Here is a 17,948-nt window from a genome sequence, read left to right as displayed (position 1 = left end):
GCGTTGGGGCGATTCGCGCTGCGCACCGGCCTGCGGTGGAAGGTCAGTCTCGCCATCGCGGCGGTGAGCACGCTCGTCGCGGTCGTGCTGAGCCTGGTCGTCCACAACGCGGCCCGGGTCTCGATGCTCGACAACAGCCGCACCGTGATGGACGAGCGGGTGAAGGTCGCCCAGCGGTGGTACGAGCAGTCCCGGGTGCTGGGCTTCGGCGCCAAGCTGGACGACCCCAGGCTTCCCGAGCAGCTCAAGAAGGAGGCGTGGCGCGGCCAGCGCGCCACCTATCTGGAGGACTCCGGCACCGGCACCCCCGAGGTGTGGGCCTCGGTGCCGCTGCGGAACGGCAAGGTGCTGTCCGTCCACACCAAGTTCCAGGACCGCTTCGCCGTCCTCAACGACCTCGACCGGGTGCTGCTCATCGGCTCGGTGGCGGTGGTGATGGGCGGTATCGCACTCGGCGTGCTCATCGGCGATCAGCTCTCCCGGCGGCTGCGCAAGGCGGCCACCGCCGCCCGCAAGCTGGCCGAGGGCGACTCCGAGGTCCGGGTGCGCGAGGCGATCGGCGGCCGGGTGCGCGATGAGACCGACGATCTGGCGCGCGCGGTGGACGGCATGGCCGAGGCGCTGCAGCAGCGGCTGGAGGCGGAGCGCCGGGTCACCGCCGATATCGCGCATGAGCTGCGCACCCCGGTCACCGGGCTGCTCACGGCGGCCGAACTGCTGCCGCCGGGCCGCCCCACCGAGCTGGTACGGGACCGGGCGCAGGCGATGCGCACCCTGGTCGAGGACGTGCTGGAGGTCGCGCGGCTGGACGGCTTCGCGGAGCGCGCGGAGCTCCAGGAGATAGCCGTGGCCGAGTTCATCGCCCGCCGGGTCCGGGCGGTGGCCCCCGACGCAGTGATCAACGTGGCGCGTGACGCCCATGTCTCCACCGACCCCCGGCGGCTGGAGCGGATCATGGGCAATCTGCTCGCCAACGCCGCCCGGCACGGCAAGCCGCCCTTCGAGGTCACGGTCGAGGGACGGGTGCTGCGCGTGCGCGACCACGGCCCCGGCTTCCCGGAGGAGCTGCTGAAGGACGGGCCGAGCCGGTTCCGCACCGGCAGCAAGGACCGCGCGGGCACCGGGCACGGCCTGGGGCTGACGATAGCCGCGGGCCAGGCGCGGGTGCTGGGCGCCCGGCTGACGTTCCGCAACGCCGATCCGGTGCTCGACGGGACCGACAGATCGGATGGCACGGACGGCGAGTGCCGGGGCGCGGTCGCCGTGCTCTGGCTGCCGGAGTCCGCGCCCACCAACACCGGCAGCTTCCCGATCATCGAGGTGCCGGACTGAGCGCTCAGTCCGAGACGCAGCCCTCCCAGGGCTTGCTGAAGTCCATCTCCTCGCGGAGCTGGGTGAACGAGAACCAGTTGCCGGAGTCGTCGCGGAAGAGGGCCTCGGTGCCGTACGGACGCTCCTGGGGCTCCTGGACGAACTCCACGCCCTTGGCCTTGAGCGCCTCGTAGTCCCGGTGGATGTCATCGGTGGTGAACACCCCGGCGCCGAGCACCCCCTTGGCGACCAGCGTCCTCAGGGCCTCGGCGGACTCCGGGTCGAGCCCCGGCGAGCTGGGCACCATCAGGGTGAGCTGCACATCCGGCTGGTCCTTGGCGCCGACCGTCAGCCAGCGCATACCGCCGCCCTCGCCGTCCCCGCCGATGCTCATGTCGGTGCGGACCTCGAGGCCCAGCTTCTCGGTGTAGAACGCCTTGGCCCGGTCCTGGTCGAGGACCCAGACGGTGACGATGGACATCCCCTTGATCATTGCTGCCTCCGGAGGTATCGGGATGGATCGCGCGTCGTCGCGACATCGCCACCGTAGGCAGCAGCAGGTCCGGCCCGCTTCTCAAGAATTGCTGTCCTCGGCGCCGCCGATGTGGGCAGGTGCGTCGCGCCCGCCGTACCACAACATGGCGTAACACCCCGGTATGACCCCCGCGGCCCGGCCGACGTACTGGTCCCGGTAGGCGCTGGGGGTGAGCCCGGTCTGCTTCTTAAAGCTCGTCGAGAACGTGCCGAGGCTGCTGAAGCCGACGAGCGAGCAGATCTCGGTGACCGAGAGATTGGCCGAGCGGAGCAGCTCCTCGGCCCGCTCGATGCGGCGCCGGGTCAGATACTGACCGGGCGTGGATCCGTAGGCGCCCTTGAAGGCGCGGATGAAGTGATAGCGCGAATAGCCGGCATGCGCGGCGACCGCGTCCAGGTCGAGCGGCTCGGCCCAGTCGCGGTCCATCACGTCCTTCGCGAGGCGCAGCCGGCGCAGATGCGCCAGCCGCGCCTCGTCCGGCGAGGTCACCATGGGGCCGATGCTGTCATGCCCCACTGACAGGCAGGTGGTTCCTCAGGGTCCCCCAGAGGCCGTTGGTCAGACGGTCTCGGCGACCGGCGCCGCGTCGGCCGGGGCCTCGTCGCCGCCGTCGGCGGCCTTGCCGGGCCCCCCGCGCAGCGGGACCTCCTTGACGAACCAGGCCGCGAGGAAGCCGACGATGCTGATCAGCGCGCCCCACAGGAACACCTGGTGGGCACCGCTGGCCACCGCGTGGGTGTACGCGTCCCGGATTCCCGGGGGCAGCTTCTTGAGGCTGGCCGGGTCGAGCTGGGCGCTTCCGGAGGTGACGGCCGCCGCCTTCCCACCGGCCCGCTCGGCCATGGTGTCCCGCACCTGGCTGGTGAACAGGGCGCCGAGGATGGCGACACCGAAGGAACCGCCCAGGGTGCGGAAGAGGGTGGCGGAGGAGCTGCCGACGCCCATGTCCTTCATCTCGACGCTGTTCTGCGCCACGAGCATGGTCGTCTGCATGAGGCAGCCCATGCCCATGCCCAGCACCGCCATGTAGAGACCGGAGCTGAAGCGGGTGGTCTCGGTGTCCATGGTGGACAGCAGGAACATCCCGACGGTGATCAGGAGACCGCCGATGATCGGGAAGATCTTGTACTTGCCGGTCTGAGTGGTGACCCGGCCCGCGACCAGCGAGACGACCAGCATGCCCAGCAGCATCGGGAGCAGCAGCAGCCCGGAGTTGGTGGCCGTGGCGCCCTGGACGGTCTGCTGGTAGAGCGGCAGGAAGGTGGTCGAGCCGAACATCACGAAGCCGACGAGGAAGCCGATGGCGGTGACCAGCGTGAAGTTGGCGTTACGGAAGATGTGCAGCGGCAGCACGGGCTCGGCGACCCGCTGCTCGACGAAGACGAACGCGACGAGCGCGAGGACACCGAGCACCCCGAGCCCGACGATCCGGGCCGAGCCCCAGGCGTACTCGTTGCCGCCCCAGGTGGTGATCAGCACGAGCGCGGTGATGCCCACGGTCAGCAGGGCCGCACCGGTGTAGTCGATCCGCCCCTGGGACCGCTTCTTCGGCAGGTGCAGCACGGCGGTGATCGCCGCGAGGGCGACGGCGCCGAGCGGAAGGTTGATGTAGAAGATCCAGCGCCAGCCGAGGTGGTCGGTGAGGGTACCGCCGACCAGCGGGCCACCGATCATGGCCACGGCCATCACACCGGCCATGATGCCCTGGTAGCGGCCACGCTCCCGGGGCGGCACCAGGTCACCGATGATCGCCATCACGCCGACCATCAGGCCGCCCGCGCCCAGGCCCTGGATGGCCCGGAAGCCGATCAGCTCCCCCATGCTCTGTGCCATACCGGACAGCGCCGAGCCACCGAGGAAGACCGCGATGGAGGTGAGGAAGATGCCCTTACGGCCGTACATGTCGCCGAGCTTGCCCCAGATGGGGGTCGAGGCGGCGGTGGCCAAGGTGTACGCGGTCACCACCCAGGAGAGGTGGTCGAGTCCCCCCAGCTCGCCGACGATGGTCGGCATCGCGGTGCCCACGATCATGTTGTCGAGCATCGCGAGCAGCATCGCGATCATCAGCGCGAAGATCACCACGCTGGTGCTGCGCTGCTTCGGCTCGGCCTTGCCCTTGGGCTCCTTGGGCATCTGGGCCTCCTGGGCGGCCTGAGCCGATGTCGAAGCGGATGACGCTTCGTCTTGTGATGGTTTTCGGAACATGTTCTCCGTCTCCCCCTGGGTGATGAGAGCCACTGACGCCCACTTACTTGCCGCCCGGCTAGTTCAGTACAGTGGAGACGGTAAGGCGCCAACTAGCCGGGCGTCAAGTAAGTTACGTTCGGCCTGCCGAGGGCAGCCAGACCACCAGCACAGGAGAGCACCATGGGCAGCACACCGCGGCGGGGAGACACCCGTCAGCGCATCCAGGACGTGGCCCTGGAACTCTTCGCGGAGCGGGGTTACGAGAAAACGTCACTGCGCGAGATCGCCGAGCATCTTGAGGTCACCAAGGCAGCGCTCTACTACCACTTCAAGACCAAGGAAGACATCGTCCTCAGCCTCTTCCAGGACCTGGGCCGGCCGCTCGACGAGCTGATCACCTGGGGCGAGCAGCAGCCGCGCACGCTGGAGACCAAGCAGGAGCTGCTGCGCCGCTACAGCGCGGCCCTGGACCTCGGCGAGCCGCTGATGCGCTTCATGCAGGAGAACCAGGCGACGGTGCGCGAGCTGAGCATCGGCCAGATCTTCAAGAACCGGATGCTCGCCATGTCCGCGCTGATCCGGGACCCCGAGGCGCCGATGGTCGACCAGGTCCGGAGCGTCACCGCCCTGTTCAGCATGCATGCGCGGATGTTCGCGCTGCAGGCGATCGAGGGCGACGCCGAGGACAAGCGCAAGGCCGTCCTCGAGGTCGCCCTCGATCTGGTGAAGCAGGCGCATGCGTCATCGACGCATGGCTGACATGCGCATCAAGCGCATGAATGGCGTCAGACCTTGACGCCGTGGTCGCGTCAGACCTTGACGCCGTGGTCGCGGAGGAACTTGAGCGGCTCGACCGCGGTGCCGTAGTTCGGCGTCGTACGGATCTCGAAGTGCAGATGCGGGCCGGTCGAGTTGCCGGTGCTGCCGGACAGGCCGATCTGCTGGCCCTCGGTCACGGTCTGGCCGATCCGCACATCGATGCGGGAGAGGTGGGCGTACTGCGAGTACGTCGCGTTGTCGTGCTTGATCACGATCGCGTTGCCGTACGCGGGGCCGTCACCGCCGCCGTTCGGGCCCGCCTTGACGACGACACCTTCGTGGGCCGCGTGCACCGGGGTGCCGGTCGGCACGACGAAGTCCTGACCGCTGTGGTTGTGCGACCACAGGTTGCCCGCCAGGCCGAAGGCGGCGCCTATCGAGAACTTGTCGACCGGGGTCTGCCAGTCCTTGGGGGCCTTCTTGGCCGGAGCCTTCTTGGCAGGGGCCTTCGCGGCGACCTTGACGGACGGGGCGGCGGGGGCCTCGCCCGCCCCCACGGCGAACGCCGTTCCGGCGCCCAGCGCGAGCGAGGCGCCCAGGCCGACGGCGACCACAGCGGCGCGCCCCTTGGATACGGACGTAAGCGAGAAACGGCGGTTTGTGGCGCGCGGGGCCATGGGAAGTACCTCCAGAAGCGTCTTTGGACGCCTCTTGTTATCCCGTTCCGGTGAATAGGCCAAGGTGTTCTTCTACTAAGTGGCTACGTAGCGAATTGATGATGTGATGCGTTTCCCGCGCGAAATTCCCGGAAACCCCCGTCACACCTCTGACCTGCGAGATCCCCTATTTACCGTAGTAGGCGCCGAAGGGCCTGTGCGAGAAGTCACCTTCGCCGGGACTTTCGGATGTCCGATTCGGGACCAACGTCCTTACCCCGCTGTACGCTGTCCGGTCAGGGACACACAACTACCGGGGGGAATGGACGTGGATCCCGCAGTCATCGGCGCGCGCCTGGCGTCGAGCGTCGTCACACCGCTCATCAAGAAGCTGTTCGTCAAGGAGGGGCCGGGCGCCGGGCTGGTCGACGAGCCGGTCCGTATTTCCTCCCTCCTCTCGTTCCGGGGCGAGAAGCGCACGCTCACCGAGAAGGACCTCAGCAAGCTCGCCGCCGAGCTGGTCGCGCGGGCCATCCGCAACGCCGGACCCGGCGAGCGGCCGTGCCCCGCCGACGAGGACGAGCTGGTCGCCGAGCAACTGGCCACCACGCTGTACGCGCTCGGCGACCTCGATATGAACGACGTCCAGGCGGTGCGGCTCGGCCACCAGGGACTGGCCTACGAGCTGGCCCACGCCACCCGCACGCGGGGCAGGACCACGCTGCGCCTCAGCCAGGGCGGCACGCTGCTCTACGAGCGCCTGCTGGACACCGCCTGCCTGCACATCCTGCACTTCTTCACCCAGCGCTCGGCGTTCGTCCCTCGCACGCTCGTCGAGCAGAGCGGCCGGCTCAGCGAGCTGATCACCAAGATCGACATCCTGATCGAGCGGATTCCGTCCCAGACCGCGCAGGACGCGGGCTTTGAGCGCCGGTACGCGGAGTACATGACCGGCAAGCACTCCACGCTGACCATCGTGGGGATCGACCTCAGCCACGCGGAGGCCACCTGGCCGCTGGACGCGGCGTATCTCAGCCTGGAGGCGGTGTCCTCCGGCGAGGAGCGTCCGCTGAGCGCGTTCGGGCTGGGCGGGGAAGAGCCCCCCGCCGCCCCGCAGCACACCGCCCTGCCCGCCGACCGGGCGCTCTCCGGCCATCAGCGGGTGCTGCTGCGCGGCGTCGCGGGCTCCGGCAAGACCACGCTCGTGCAGTGGCTCGCCGTGTCCACCGCCCGGCAGGAGTCGCTGCGCGGCCTGGAGCAGCTGATCGGCCGCGTCCCCTTCGTGCTCCCTCTGCGCACGATCGCCCGCCGGGAGTCGCTGCCCTCCCCGGCCTCGTTCCTGACCTCTGTCCACAACCCGCTGGACGGCGCCCAGCCGCCCGGCTGGGCCGACCGCGTCCTGACCGCCGGGCGCGGGCTGCTGCTGATCGACGGCATCGACGAGATCCCCGAGCGCGACCGCGAGCGCACCCGGGCCTGGCTGTCCGACCTCCTCATCGCCTATCCGGACAACCTGTGGGTGGTCACCTCCCGCCCCTCGGCCGTGGCCGACGACTGGCTGGGGGCTCAGGGCTTCGCCGAGTTCACGCTGTCCCCGATGAGCCGCGAGGACATGGCCGCGTTCATCGACCGCTGGCACGAGGCGGCCCGCCAGACCTGCCGTACGGAGGAGGAGCGGGCGACGCTGGGCGCGTACCAGTCGGCCCTGCACACCGCCGTCCGCACCAAGCAAGATCTCAGCCGCCTCGCCACGAACCCGCTGATGTGCGGGCTGATCTGCGCCCTGCACCGCGCCCGGCGCGGCTATCTGCCACCGGGCCGCAAGGCGCTGTACGACGCGGCGCTGTCGATGCTGCTGACCCGGCGCGACACCGAGCGCCACGTCTACGCGCCGGGCGACGTCCAGCTCGACGAGGAGCCCCAGCTCCAGCTCCTCCAGCGGCTCGCCTACTACCTGATCCGCAACGGCGAGGCCGAGCTGGACCGCGACCGCGCGGAGCACCTCATCGAGGAGGCCCTCCCCTCGGTCCCCGCCGCCCAGGCGCTGGGCGACGCCCCGGCCATCCTGCGCCATCTGCTCCTGAGGAGTGGGCTCTTGCGCGAGCCCTCCGTGAGCACGGTGGACTTCGTCCACCGCACCTTCCAGGACTATCTGGGCGCGAAGGCGGCGGTGGAGGCGTGGGATGTGGGCCTGCTGATCCGCAACGCGCATGACGCGCAGTGGGAGGACGTCATCCGCATGGCGGTCGCGCATGGGCGGCCGCGCGAGCGGGCGGAGTTGCTGCGCAAGCTGCTGGACGTGGCACGCCACGAGAACGGCGCCGAGTCGGCGCTTCGTCTCTTCCTGCTGGCCATGGCCTGCCTGGAGCACGCGCCCGACCTCGACCCGGCGATACGGGACGAGGTCACGCGGAACGCGATGGAGTTCGTCCCGCCCATGACCATCCCGCGAGCCCGGGAGCTGGCCACGGTGGGCCCCCTGGTGCTGGAGCTGCTTCCGGGGCCGGAGGGGCTGACGAACGAGGTGGCGGAGTGCTGCGTGGTGACGGCCTCACGCATACCGGTGGACGCGGCGATCCCGTATCTGGCGAGGTTCGCCGGCCACCCGGCGGTCGGGGTACGTGCGCAACTGGCTTCGAGCTGGGGGCGGTTCGACACCGAGCGGTACTTCCATGAGGTGATCCTGCGCCTGGACCGGGACGACCTGTACTTCGTGGCCGAGTCCATGCAGCATCTGCGGCTGCTCCTGGACACGGGTCCGCGTCCTTGGCTGATCCTGCGCGGAAATTTCACGGAGTTCCAGATCAGGGACAGCCTAGATGGGGAGGACGTGACCCGACTGCGGCTGTCCAGAAACGACTTGGTCAGCGATCTCGGCGCCGCGTTCGGCCACCTGGCGAACCTTGAGACGCTCTACCTGACCGGCTGTCACCAGGCCCTCGACCTCACTACCCTGCCCGACCTCCCCCTCCGCACCTTGTTCTTCGAGCCGCCAGGCGGGTGGAACAGGCCCGCCCTCCCCTGGGGCCTGGAGAGGCTTGTGGCGCTGGAGCGGCTGAAGATCACCAGCGGGGAGTCAGGGATCCACCCCCGCTACTTCCCACCCGGCATCACCTGGCTGGATCTGCATGTCGCGGGGGAGTACCTGAGAACCCCCTGGATGCCCTCGGCATTCCCCCGACTTCGTCATCTGAAAATCACGTTTGCCCGCGGCGCCAAGCACCCCATCGACCTATCCCCGCTCGCAGCCCTCCGCGGCCTGGAGACGGCCACCGTCGTCGGCGCGGAGATCAGCGGTGCCGCATCGCTGCACGGCGTCACGGTAACGGCTTTCCCCTCCGCCGCTCTGCCTTCAGCAGGCGCTGGTAGTCCGTGAGCACGCGCAGCAGCGCGAAGCCGGTGCCGAGGGGGACGGTGCCGAGTTCCAGTTGCGGTTGGCGGGGGTCGGTGAGGTTGGCCCGTACGTCGGGGAGCCGTACGCCGTGGGCGGCGAACTCGTCGCGGAGGATCGCGGCGACCCGCTCGGCGGGGGTGGGGCTCATGCGTGGCTTTTCGTGTGCGTGGGCGGGACGTTGAACTCGAACCAGACCGCTTTGCCGGTGCCTTCGGTGGATTCGTCGAGGGTCATGCCGCAGATGTCAGAGAGGGCCGTGACCAGGAAGAGGCCGCGCCCGTTGGTCTCATCGTTCGCGGCGCGGCGGGGCGAGGGCAGTTCGGGGCTGTCGTCGTGGACGGTCACCCGGACGCGGTCGTGTTGGACGGTGGCGGCCATCCGTACGTCGCCCTTGCCGTGCCGGTGCACATTGGTGACTAACTCCGATGTGCAGAGAGCTGCCGCCTCGGCGAGTTCGTTCAGGCCGCAGGTCGCGAAGACGCCGCGCACGAAGTCGCGGCACAAGCGGGGTGAGGTGGGGAGAGCGGGGGCGGAGAGGGTGTAGCGGTGCGGGTGTTCCGGGTGTGCGTGTGCTCCCATGCGACGCCTCCGTGGCGCTCGTAGCTCAATACCCTGTGTGAGCAAGGCAACACCCAAGGTATGGCAGGACTCAGCAATATTGCAACCGATCCGCGAAGATGATTGGACTGCCCCACCCGTGCGGGGCACACTGTCACCGAATCCCCTGGAGGACCGGCCGTGGCGCTGCGAACGCTCATCACCGAACGGCAACGCCGACTCGGCGCAGAGCTCAAGAAGTTAAGACTTCAGGCAGGGTTGTCGATCGCCGAGGGCGGCAAGCAGATCGGCATGGGCGCCCCGCACCTGAGCCACATCGAGGCGGGGCGAACAGCCATCCCAACCGACCGCCTGCGCGAACTCGTTGACGCATATGGGTGCAAGAATGAGCCCTATGTTGACGAGCTGATCAGCATGGCCGAGAGCGACGGCAAGGGTTGGTGGTCCGCATCTCGGAAGTCCTTCCCGCAGTCCACGCTCGACCTCGCCGAGTTGGAATCCCGGGCCACAAGGGTCCTGACGTACGAAACCCTCCTGATCCCCGGCCTGTTGCAGACCGAGTCGTACATGCGAGCCCTGTTGCACAGCGGGCTTCCTGACGCCTCGCCCGAGGAGATCGAGCAACTCGTCCACTTCCGAAGAAGCCGCCAGGCGATCCTGGGACCTGACCAGCCCGTCACGTTCCAAGCGGTCATTCACGAGGCTGCGCTCCGCATGGAGGTGGGCGGTCCGCAGGTCATGAGGGAGCAGTTGATACAGCTCATCCGGGTGTCGATGAACCCGCGCGCGACCATCCAGGTCTTGCCCTTCAAAGTCGGCGCGCGCTTTTGGCACAGCACACCGTTCCTCATCCTGGGAGTCGGAGTTCCGGGCCTCGAGACCGTGGTCGCGGATCACCCGTCCGCGAACCTGCGGCTCGGCGATGCCGAGTCCATCGCACGCTACGAATCCGCATTCAGCGATCTGAGCCAGAGCGCACTGCCACCGGTAGTCGCGGATGCGGCTCCGGAGCTCCATGAACAGCGCGACTCGTGGGGCCTCCTCCAACACATCCTGTACACCCTCTAGGGAAGGCATCATGTCCGACCTCACCTGGCAGAAGTCATCCTTCAGTGAAGCTGCTGCGGCCAACTGCGTGGAACTCGCCGCCGCCCCCAGCGGCATCCGCATACGTGAGAGCGACGAGCCCAATGCGGTGCTCCGGACCAGCCCAGCCGCGCTCGGCGCCCTCATACGTGCCGTGAAGGTCGGCCGCCTCGATCACACCCTCTGAGCGCAGGCCGGATGTCAGGTACGGGCATCGTCTCGCGCGCTTCGCGCGATTGAGCAGCGGGGCAGGGGGTGGGGGGCGCAGGGCGCGTTGCCGGCCGGCGGGCCGGTGGGGGCCCGTGCCGTGGCGGCCATCGTGCCTGGGGGCCGATGCCGATCCGGAGCGCGGCCCGGTGGGGCGGCCCCTCCGGGTACCCCCCAAAAAAGCGCTTGATCTGAAGCAACTACCTTGTCAAGAGTTTTCGGAGGGGGTACCCCCTGCGGCGTCGAGTGCGACGGTGGACCGTCCGGGCACGCACTGATGGGTGGTCCAGCGTCGCAGTGGATGCGGAGTCCGGCTGTCCGGCGACGGGCCTCGCCCCCTGTACACGGATGCCGCCACCGGCGGTCACTCCCACCGTCCGGCGGTCGGCAACGCGCCCCGCGCCCCCACCCCCTGCCCCGCTGCTCAATCGCGCGAAGCGCGCGAGACGGCGCCGCACCCGAGCGATGCGGCACCCCCGGGGGAGGCGGCCTGTCCGGGTGAGCGGGACGGCCCCCCGGCCGGCAGGACGGCGCTCCGGCTACGCGGCGAGCAGGGGCCAGGCCGCCGAGGGATCGCCGAGCCATACCCGGTGGTGGCCGTCGGCCGTGGCCGTCAGGCCGAAGTCGAAGAGCGCAGGCCGCCCTGTGCCCTCCCACCAGGCGAGGGCTTCGGCGGTCTCGTCGGCCAGGTCACGCGGGCCCCACTGGTGCACCGCGCCATCCGCCGCGTACGCCCACGAGTCCCGGCTGCACCACCAGTGCCCGCCGTCCTGCGGCCAGTGCGCCACGTCCGCGAGCTTCAGCCCCACCGCGAACTCGGCGTGCGGGTCGGCGAGAACCGCGACGTCCAGGTGGGCCTTGCTCTCGCGGCTCTCCTCCCACGCCTCCGTGGAGAAGAGCTTATCGATGCGCGGGCGCGCCCGCTGGCCCCGCACCGCCATGAACGTCACAGCGCCCGCGAACCGGCCCTCGGCGCGGCCGTCCGAGACGGTCAACCGGGCGAGCCCGTGCGAGCAGAACGCGGTGCGGAACGGGGCCAGGATCAGCCCGTCGGGCCGCACCTGCTCCACCCACGCCCACGGGATCGACGTCACCGAGGCCGTGGCCACCAGACGGTCGTAGGGCGCGCCCCTACGCCAGCCCTGCTCGCCGTCCGCTTCGAGTACCGTCACTCCGCCGTACCCGGCCCGGTGCAGCGCGGCCCGGGCGCCGTCGGCCACGTCCGGGTCGATGTCCAGCGTGGTCACCCGCTCGGCGCCTGCCCGCTCGGCCAACAGCGCCGCGTTGTACCCGGTACCCGCCCCGATCTCCAGCACCCGATGCCCGGGCCGCAGGTCCAGCTCGGCGAGCATGGTCACGACGGCGGTCGGCGCGGAGATGGAGCTGGTGGGCACATCGCCGCCGACAGGGGCCGGGGCCCCGTCGTCCACCTGGGTGGTCATGGCCTGCGCGGGGTCGTACACCATGCGGGCCCACCGGTCCGGGTCGTCCTCTCGGCGGAGCGGCCGGTATACGCCGTCGTCCACCACCCATACGGTGCCGGGGACGAACTCATGCCGCGGGACGGCCTCGAACGCCCGCCGTACCCACGGCTCGGCGATGTCGAGCGCCTCGGCCGCCCCCGTGTGCAGCTCTGCCAGGTCGGTCACTTGCGGTGCGTTCCGCCGCCCGGCCTGGAGACATCCGGATGCTGTCCGTCCGAGTCCCGTGGGTTCGGCTGCTTCGGCTGCGGATTCGGTGTGGGCGGCTTGCCGTGCGTTCCCATTCCGGGCCCCTTCGCATCATTGGTCAGGCGGCCAGTGTGGGCCTGCCCGCCCGGCTGACGGTAGGGCGCGCAGGCACCCCTCCGGGCGCAGACGGCGCCGCAGTGCGCCTGCTCCTCGGCAAGGGCTGGCCGGAGGCGGCCTCCGGTATTTGACCCTCACGTTGACGTCAGGTTTTAGCTTGGCCGGGTCGCGCGATTCCGCGCGGTGGTGACGTCCGGTCAAGGAGTATTCACGTGTCCATAAGCAGTAGTGCCGAGCGCGCGGCCCAGGTTCTGTCCCGGCCGTTCACCGTGGGCGGGCTGACCGTGCCCAACCGGATCGCCATGGCGCCGATGACCCGCATGTTCTCGCCGGGCGGGGTGCCCAATGCCGATGTGGTGGCGTACTACGCGCGTCGCGCCGCCGCCGGGGTGGGGCTGGTCATTACCGAGGGGACCTATGTCGATCACCCCTCGGCGGGGCTGAGCGACAGCGTGCCGCGCTTCTACGGGGAGGACGCCCTCGCGGGGTGGGCCGAGGTCGTGCGGCAGGTGCATCGCGCGGGTGGGCGGATCGCGCCGCAGATCTGGCATGTGGGGGTGTCGCGGGAGGAGGGCGCGCCGCCGCGCCCGGAGGCGCCCGTGCTGAGCCCATCGGGGATCGGACTGAACGGTGAGCCGACCGGGCGGGCGATGACGCAGGACGACGTGGACGCGGTGATCGCGGCCTTCGCGGACGCGGCGGCCAACGCGGAGCGGATCGGCTTCGACGGGGTCGAACTGCATGGCGCGCATGGGTATTTGATCGACCAGTTCCTGTGGAGCGCGACCAACCGGCGCGTCGATGCCTATGGCGGGGACCCGGCCTCGCGGGTCCGCTTCGCGGCCGAGCTGGTGGCCGCCTGCCGTAAGGCCGTCTCGGCCGAGTTCCCGATCATCTTCCGTACCTCCCAGTGGAAGCAGGACCACTACGACGTGCGGATGGCCGAGACCCCGCAGGAGCTGGAGGCGCTGCTCACCCCGCTCGCGGAGGCGGGGGTGGATGTCTTCCACTCGTCCACCCGGCGTTACTGGACGCCGGAGTTCGAGGGCTCGGACCTGAACCTCGCGGGCTGGACGAAGAAGCTCACCGGGAAGGCGACGATCACGGTCGGCTCGGTCGGTCTGAACCAGGACTTCCTGCCGACGTTCGTGCCGGGGACCGGCAGCGGGCCGGCCCGCGGGCCCTGCTCGCCGACCCCGAGTGGGCCGAGAAGGTGCTGACCGGACGCGCGGACGCGCTCGTGCCGTACTCCGTGGAGCAGCTCGGCACGCTGCGCTGAGCCGTCCGGGATGACCGGTTCAGCCCATGCGGATGGCCCGTTTCGTACCTCGCTGAGAGGATTGACACGGTTCGCTGCACTGGGGACCACGGAGAACAAGGAGAGCCGGTCATGTCCAAACGACTGCATGTGGGCAACTTGAGCTACCAGACGACGACAAGGGACCTGGCGACCCTGTTCGGGCAGTTCGGCGAGGTGCTGGACGCCACCGTGATCACCGACCGGGAGAGCGGCCGCTCGCGGGGATTCGGGTTCGTGGAGATGGACGAGATGGCCGCGGAGAAGGCGATGACCCAGCTCGACGGCACGGAGATGGACGGCAGGGCGGTCACCGTCACCGAGGCGAGGGCGGTCTCACGCGGCACGCGCTGAGAAACGGCACGTGTACGGAGGGCGAAATCGGAACGTGCGGTTCGCCACGTATCACCGCTAGGACTTGCGGGTGGAGCAGTGCGGCGTGGTGATATGGATCAATGCGATCCCCCGCACGCATATCTTCACCCCAGCCCTCGCATCCTCACAGCGGTTCACCTCCTGTTCATTACAGCAACCCCTATGAGGAACTCGCCGAGCTCGCCGATCCGTACGATCCGGACGACCCCCTGGGCCTCGGCCTGGCGTCGGATGACGACGACGCCGATGGCGGCGGGCACAGGGGTGAGCCGGTCGGCTCGGGTTCGGGCTCCGGATCCGAAGGCGACGGCGACGGCGCGACATGGTCACCGCCCAACCACCGCCGTTCGTCCCGGCGTCGGCGCGGGCGCTTCCGGGGGATACCGCTCACCGCGAAGGCGCTGATCGGGCTGCTCGTGCTGGGCCTGCTGCTGGTGCTGGGCGACCGCTGTGCGGTGATGTACAGCGAGCGCAAGGCCGAGCAGGAGCTGCAGAAGAAGCTGGATCTGGCCACCGCGCCGAATGTGACGATCCACGGCTTCCCGTTCCTCACCCAGGTGCTCGGCAAGGAGCTGCAGCAGGTCGACATCGCCGTCCCCGATGTGGCGGCCGACCGGGTCTCGCTCGCCGAGGTGCGCGCCCAGGCCCAGGACATCCGGATCGTGGGGGATCTGCCCAGCTCCTTCAGGGGCGCGACGGTGGGCCGGATGAAGGGCGATGTGCTGCTGTCCTTCGAGGACCTCAGCCGTGAACTGGGCGCCTCCCAGGTGCGGTTCAAGGCGCTGGGGCCCAGCTCGGTGCGCGCGGACGGGAAGCTTCCGGTCGCCGGCCAGCAGGTGTCGCTGCACGCCCAGGCACATATCCAGCGCCAGGGAGACCGTGGGATCTCCACCAGCGTCACCGATATGCGGCTGGACATCCCCGGGATCGCCACCTACCGGCCCGGCCCCGAGCCGCGCGCCGGGCTGTATCTGCACAAGAAGGCGGCGCGGCAGATCAGCGAGGACTCCGAGAAGGCGCGGGCGCTGCTGTCGATCCCCTCGGTGGCGGAGAAACTCGGGGTGCCGCCGGCGGAGGCGGGGCAGGCGCGGAACGACGACCAGACGCTGGACCGGATCACGGGTTCGCCGCGCTTCGTCCCGGCGCTGCTCGCGGTCAACCTCGTCCAGGCGGCCAACGACCATCCCCAGCTCGCCAGGAAGCTCGGTATCGATCCGACGGTGGCCGCGGCGCTGACACGGATGAAGGTGCCGGAGCTGACGGACAAGCTGGAGCTCTCCTTCCAGCTCCCCCAAAAGGCCAAGGGGATCAAGCTGGCGAACATCGGCGTCTCCCCGGAGGGGATTCGGGCCGATCTGACCGGCGCTGGGCTGTCATTCGGGAAGACCCGCTAGAGAAGACCCGCTGGCACCTGGTCGCGGACGCGGGACCGCGGCCGGTCCCGGCGCCACCGCGTCGTCGCGTCGTCGCGTCGTCGCGTCACCGCGTCGTCACCTGGCCTCAGCCGACGCTCCGGCTCGGCCGCTCTGACGGGGGGCGGGCTGGTGCCGCGCTCAGTCGACGTCGATCCCCGGCGGAGCCGTCGGCGCGCCCGGGAGCTTGATCCAGGCGACGGTGCCGCCGCCCGGGGCCGCCTCCAGCCCCACCTGGCCGCCCGCCTGCTGGACCGTACGGGCCACGATCGACAGGCCGAGGCCCGAACCGGGCATGCTGCGAGCGGACGGGGAGCGCCAGAAGCGCTCGAAGACATGCGGGAGTTCCTCGGCGGGGATGCCGGGGCCGTGGTCCCGCACCCTTACCTCTCCGCTTCTGAGGACGACGTCGATCACACCACCCGAAGGGCTGAACTTCACGGCGTTGTCGAGGAGGTTGACCAGCGACCGTTCCAGCGTGGCCGCCTCGCCGCGGACGTACCAGGGCTCGATCGAGGCGTTGATCGTGAGATGCGCACCACGCAGCCGGGCCCGCTCCAGGGCCGTCCGCGCCACCTCGTGCAGGGCGATCACCTGCGGGGGGCCGCTGCCGGGCAGGGCGTCGGGCCGGGACAGCTCCTGCAGATCGCCGATCAGCGCGGCCAGCTCGGTCATCTGCGCCTTGACGCTCCCCATGAGCGCCTTACGGTCGGCGGGCGGCAGCGCGCGGCCGGTCTCCTCGCTGCGGGCGAGCAGTTCGATATTGGTCCGGAGCGAGGTGAGCGGGGTGCGCAGCTCATGTCCGGCGTCCGCGATGAGCTGCTGCTGACGGTCACGGGAGGAGGCGAGGGCCGCCGTCATGGAGTTGAACGACCGGGACAGCCGGGCGATCTCGTCATCGCCGTCCGCCGGGATGCGCACGGCCAGATCCTCGGTGCGGGCCACATGCTCGACCGCCTCGGTCAGCCGGTCCACGGGCTTGAGCCCGGTCCTGGCGATCCACAGGCCCGCGGCGCCCGCGCCGACGACGCCGACCCCGGCGACGACGGCGAGGACGAGGGTGAGCGTGCCCAGCGGATGCTCGACCTCGCTCAGCGGGCGGGCCATGGAGACGGCGATCCCCCGCGGCAGCGGGCTGCCGGGGCCCTCGGTCGGCCGGTAGGTGTACACCCGCATGTCCCCGCCGCCCGCGCCCGTCGCGTCATGCAGCGCGTTCGGCCGCTGCCCGACGGCCACCTCCACATCGGCGGTGGTCACCGGCAGCTGGGTGGCCCCTGGTTGGGTGCAACGGCTTCCGTCGGCGAGCACGATCTGTACGGAGTACGAGCCGAGGGCGCGCGGGGTGTGGCCGTCGGCGCCCCCCGGGCTCTGGCACGCCTCCAGGATGCTCAGCACATTGCGCTCGTCCACCTTGACGTTCCGCAGGGACGAGTCGAGTTGGGCGCTGAGCTGCTCCCGGACGATCAGCCAGCACGCGAACGCGGACACCGCCACCGCGACCGCGACGGCCACCGCGGTCAGCAGGGCCAGCCGCGAGCGCAGCGGCAGTCGGTGGAACCTCATGAGGGATCGCCCTCCGCGGGCCGCAGCACATAGCCCACCCCGCGCACGGTGTGCACGAGCCGCGGTTCGCCGCCCGCCTCGGTCTTACGGCGCAGATACATCACGTACACATCCAGCGAGTTGGACGACGGCTCGAAGTCGAAGCCCCACACCGCCTTGAGGATCTGCTCACGGGTGAGCACCTGACGGGGATGCGCCAGGAACATCTCCAGCAGGGTGAACTCGGTACGCGTCAGCTCGACGCGGCGCCCGCCCCGGGTGACATCGCGGGTGACCAGGTCCATCCGCAGATCGCCGAAGGCCATCACGTCGCCTTCGGGGAGCGCCGCGCCCTGCTGCCCCGCGTAGGAGCTGCGGCGCAGCAGGGCGCGGATGCGGGCCAGCAGTTCGTCCAGTTCGAAGGGTTTGACGAGGTAGTCGTCGGCGCCCGCGTCGAGCCCGGTGACCCGGTCGCCGACCGTGTCCCGCGCGGTGAGCATGAGGATGGGCAGCGTCACCCCGGTGGCGCGCAGCCGCCGCGCCGCGGTCAGCCCGTCCATCCGGGGCATCAGCACATCGAGCACGATCAGCTCGGGGTCGCAGGAGCCGACCTTGTCCAGCGCGTCCAGTCCGTCCACGGCGGTCTCGGTCGCGTAGCCCTCGAAGGCGAGGCTGCGCTGCAGGGCTTCCCGGACGGCCGGCTCGTCGTCGACGATCAGGATGCGGGCGGGCTGATCGCCGTGGTCGGCGGGGCTCATGGGTCGGTTTCCTTCACGATCACGATGACGGTGGGCGGGGAGGTGGCCGCGCTGCCGAGCGAGCCGCTCCGCGGGAATGGCTCC

General features: G+C 70.1%; 16 protein-coding genes and 1 pseudogene. 8 read left to right on the top strand and 9 right to left on the bottom strand.

All coding sequences use genetic code 11. The annotated features are described in order from the left end of the window. The first annotated feature begins 3 nt into the window (after nucleotides 1-3). Complete coding sequence (gene cseC / locus AS97_RS25660) at nucleotides 4-1,332, top strand: two-component system sensor histidine kinase CseC (protein WP_210565743.1); 1,329 nt, start codon at nucleotides 4-6, stop codon at nucleotides 1,330-1,332. 4 nt (nucleotides 1,333-1,336) lie between these two features. Here cseC and AS97_RS25655 read toward each other — a convergent pair whose 3' ends face one another. The 3 genes from AS97_RS25655 to AS97_RS25645 all read right to left on the bottom strand — a co-directional run bounded on the left by AS97_RS25655 (nucleotide 1,337) and on the right by AS97_RS25645 (nucleotide 3,979). Then, the gene (locus tag AS97_RS25655) at nucleotides 1,337-1,804 is read right to left on the bottom strand and encodes a VOC family protein (RefSeq protein WP_059145950.1); all 468 of its coding nucleotides are present in this window, start codon (nucleotides 1,802-1,804) and stop codon (nucleotides 1,337-1,339) included. Between the two features lie 81 nt (nucleotides 1,805-1,885). Next, on the bottom strand, nucleotides 1,886-2,338 hold the full coding sequence (locus AS97_RS25650) for a helix-turn-helix transcriptional regulator (RefSeq protein WP_059145976.1): 453 nt from the start codon (nucleotides 2,336-2,338) through the stop codon (nucleotides 1,886-1,888). 66 nt (nucleotides 2,339-2,404) lie between these two features. Next, entirely contained in the window at nucleotides 2,405-3,979 is a 1,575-nt protein-coding gene (locus AS97_RS25645; protein ID WP_059145949.1) for an MDR family MFS transporter, read from the bottom strand. A gap of 234 nt (nucleotides 3,980-4,213) precedes the next feature. Here AS97_RS25645 and AS97_RS25640 point away from each other — a divergent pair, with 234 nt between their 5' ends. Beyond that, nucleotides 4,214-4,792, top strand: a complete 579-nt coding sequence (locus AS97_RS25640; protein WP_125760218.1) for a TetR/AcrR family transcriptional regulator — start codon at nucleotides 4,214-4,216, stop codon at nucleotides 4,790-4,792. A gap of 50 nt (nucleotides 4,793-4,842) precedes the next feature. Here the strand turns inward: AS97_RS25640 and AS97_RS25635 are convergent, their stop codons facing one another. After that, nucleotides 4,843-5,469: a M23 family metallopeptidase gene (locus AS97_RS25635; protein ID WP_059145947.1), complete on the bottom strand. Its 627-nt coding sequence runs from the start codon at nucleotides 5,467-5,469 to the stop codon at nucleotides 4,843-4,845. A gap of 307 nt (nucleotides 5,470-5,776) precedes the next feature. On the opposite strand from AS97_RS25635, the gene AS97_RS25630 reads away from it, so the two are divergent. Continuing rightward, nucleotides 5,777-8,824 carry an NACHT domain-containing protein gene (locus AS97_RS25630; protein WP_210565742.1) on the top strand — a complete coding sequence of 1,016 codons (3,048 nt, stop codon included), beginning with the start codon at nucleotides 5,777-5,779 and terminating at the stop codon, nucleotides 8,822-8,824. Here the strand turns inward: AS97_RS25630 and AS97_RS25625 are convergent. Together AS97_RS25625 and AS97_RS25620 are read right to left on the bottom strand one after the other, a co-directional pair. Further along, on the bottom strand, nucleotides 8,766-8,990 hold the full coding sequence (locus tag AS97_RS25625) for a hypothetical protein (RefSeq protein ID WP_059145946.1): 225 nt from the start codon (nucleotides 8,988-8,990) through the stop codon (nucleotides 8,766-8,768). The genes AS97_RS25630 and AS97_RS25625 overlap by 59 nt on opposite strands. Further along, a complete protein-coding gene (locus AS97_RS25620) occupies nucleotides 8,987-9,421 on the bottom strand; it encodes an ATP-binding protein (RefSeq protein ID WP_059145945.1) in 435 nt (144 codons plus the stop codon). Before AS97_RS25620 ends, AS97_RS25625 begins: the two co-directional genes overlap by 4 nt. Nucleotides 9,422-9,580: 159 nt before the next feature. On the opposite strand from AS97_RS25620, the gene AS97_RS25615 reads away from it, so the two are divergent. After that, the gene (locus AS97_RS25615; RefSeq protein ID WP_210565741.1) at nucleotides 9,581-10,468 is read left to right on the top strand and encodes a helix-turn-helix transcriptional regulator; all 888 of its coding nucleotides are present in this window, start codon (nucleotides 9,581-9,583) and stop codon (nucleotides 10,466-10,468) included. 10 nt (nucleotides 10,469-10,478) lie between these two features. Next, a complete protein-coding gene (locus AS97_RS25610; RefSeq protein ID WP_059145943.1) occupies nucleotides 10,479-10,673 on the top strand; it encodes a DUF397 domain-containing protein in 195 nt (64 codons plus the stop codon). A gap of 559 nt (nucleotides 10,674-11,232) precedes the next feature. Here the strand turns inward: AS97_RS25610 and AS97_RS25605 are convergent. Beyond that, nucleotides 11,233-12,342, bottom strand: a complete 1,110-nt coding sequence (locus AS97_RS25605) for a methyltransferase domain-containing protein (protein ID WP_210565740.1) — start codon at nucleotides 12,340-12,342, stop codon at nucleotides 11,233-11,235. A gap of 350 nt (nucleotides 12,343-12,692) precedes the next feature. Here AS97_RS25605 and AS97_RS25600 point away from each other — a divergent pair. The 3 genes and pseudogenes from AS97_RS25600 to AS97_RS25590 all read left to right on the top strand — a co-directional run bounded on the left by AS97_RS25600 (nucleotide 12,693) and on the right by AS97_RS25590 (nucleotide 15,546). Continuing rightward, a pseudogene (locus tag AS97_RS25600) lies at nucleotides 12,693-13,759 on the top strand (NADH:flavin oxidoreductase). Nucleotides 13,760-13,870: 111 nt separating this feature from the next. Beyond that, on the top strand, nucleotides 13,871-14,131 hold the full coding sequence (locus AS97_RS25595) for an RNA-binding protein (RefSeq protein WP_059145941.1): 261 nt from the start codon (nucleotides 13,871-13,873) through the stop codon (nucleotides 14,129-14,131). A gap of 101 nt (nucleotides 14,132-14,232) precedes the next feature. After that, nucleotides 14,233-15,546, top strand: a complete 1,314-nt coding sequence (locus AS97_RS25590; protein ID WP_210565739.1) for a DUF2993 domain-containing protein — start codon at nucleotides 14,233-14,235, stop codon at nucleotides 15,544-15,546. A 159-nt stretch (nucleotides 15,547-15,705) separates the two neighbouring features. Here AS97_RS25590 and AS97_RS25585 read toward each other — a convergent pair whose 3' ends face one another. Both AS97_RS25585 and AS97_RS25580 read right to left on the bottom strand, forming a co-directional pair. Then, entirely contained in the window at nucleotides 15,706-17,127 is a 1,422-nt protein-coding gene (locus AS97_RS25585; RefSeq protein ID WP_059145939.1) for a HAMP domain-containing sensor histidine kinase, read from the bottom strand. After that, nucleotides 17,124-17,864 carry a response regulator transcription factor gene (locus tag AS97_RS25580; protein ID WP_059145938.1) on the bottom strand — a complete coding sequence of 247 codons (741 nt, stop codon included), beginning with the start codon at nucleotides 17,862-17,864 and terminating at the stop codon, nucleotides 17,124-17,126. Before AS97_RS25580 ends, AS97_RS25585 begins: the two co-directional genes overlap by 4 nt. Nucleotides 17,865-17,948 lie beyond the last annotated feature (84 nt).

It is taken from the genome of Streptomyces sp. AgN23, from assembly GCF_001598115.1.
GTDB lineage: Bacteria > Actinomycetota > Actinomycetes > Streptomycetales > Streptomycetaceae > Streptomyces > Streptomyces antimycoticus.
The sequence above is the reverse complement of the archived record's forward strand: the minus strand, read 5'-3'. Positions and strand labels throughout refer to the sequence as shown.

What these genes read in the sequence shown, in the direction of transcription:
- AS97_RS25620 (WP_059145945.1), bottom strand. Translation starts at nt 9,421, where the DNA reads ATGGGAGCACACGCACACCCGGAACACCCGCACCGCTACACCCTCTCC.
- AS97_RS25625 (WP_059145946.1), bottom strand. Translation starts at nt 8,990, where the DNA reads ATGAGCCCCACCCCCGCCGAGCGGGTCGCCGCGATCCTCCGCGACGAG.
- AS97_RS25650 (WP_059145976.1), bottom strand. Translation starts at nt 2,338, where the DNA reads ATGGTGACCTCGCCGGACGAGGCGCGGCTGGCGCATCTGCGCCGGCTG.
- AS97_RS25580 (WP_059145938.1), bottom strand. Translation starts at nt 17,864, where the DNA reads ATGAGCCCCGCCGACCACGGCGATCAGCCCGCCCGCATCCTGATCGTC.
- AS97_RS25635 (WP_059145947.1), bottom strand. Translation starts at nt 5,469, where the DNA reads ATGGCCCCGCGCGCCACAAACCGCCGTTTCTCGCTTACGTCCGTATCC.
- AS97_RS25585 (WP_059145939.1), bottom strand. Translation starts at nt 17,127, where the DNA reads ATGAGGTTCCACCGACTGCCGCTGCGCTCGCGGCTGGCCCTGCTGACC.
- AS97_RS25595 (WP_059145941.1), top strand. Translation starts at nt 13,871, where the DNA reads ATGTCCAAACGACTGCATGTGGGCAACTTGAGCTACCAGACGACGACA.
- AS97_RS25590 (WP_210565739.1), top strand. Translation starts at nt 14,233, where the DNA reads ATGCGATCCCCCGCACGCATATCTTCACCCCAGCCCTCGCATCCTCAC.
- AS97_RS25640 (WP_125760218.1), top strand. Translation starts at nt 4,214, where the DNA reads ATGGGCAGCACACCGCGGCGGGGAGACACCCGTCAGCGCATCCAGGAC.
- AS97_RS25655 (WP_059145950.1), bottom strand. Translation starts at nt 1,804, where the DNA reads ATGATCAAGGGGATGTCCATCGTCACCGTCTGGGTCCTCGACCAGGAC.
- AS97_RS25610 (WP_059145943.1), top strand. Translation starts at nt 10,479, where the DNA reads ATGTCCGACCTCACCTGGCAGAAGTCATCCTTCAGTGAAGCTGCTGCG.
- AS97_RS25645 (WP_059145949.1), bottom strand. Translation starts at nt 3,979, where the DNA reads ATGCCCAAGGAGCCCAAGGGCAAGGCCGAGCCGAAGCAGCGCAGCACC.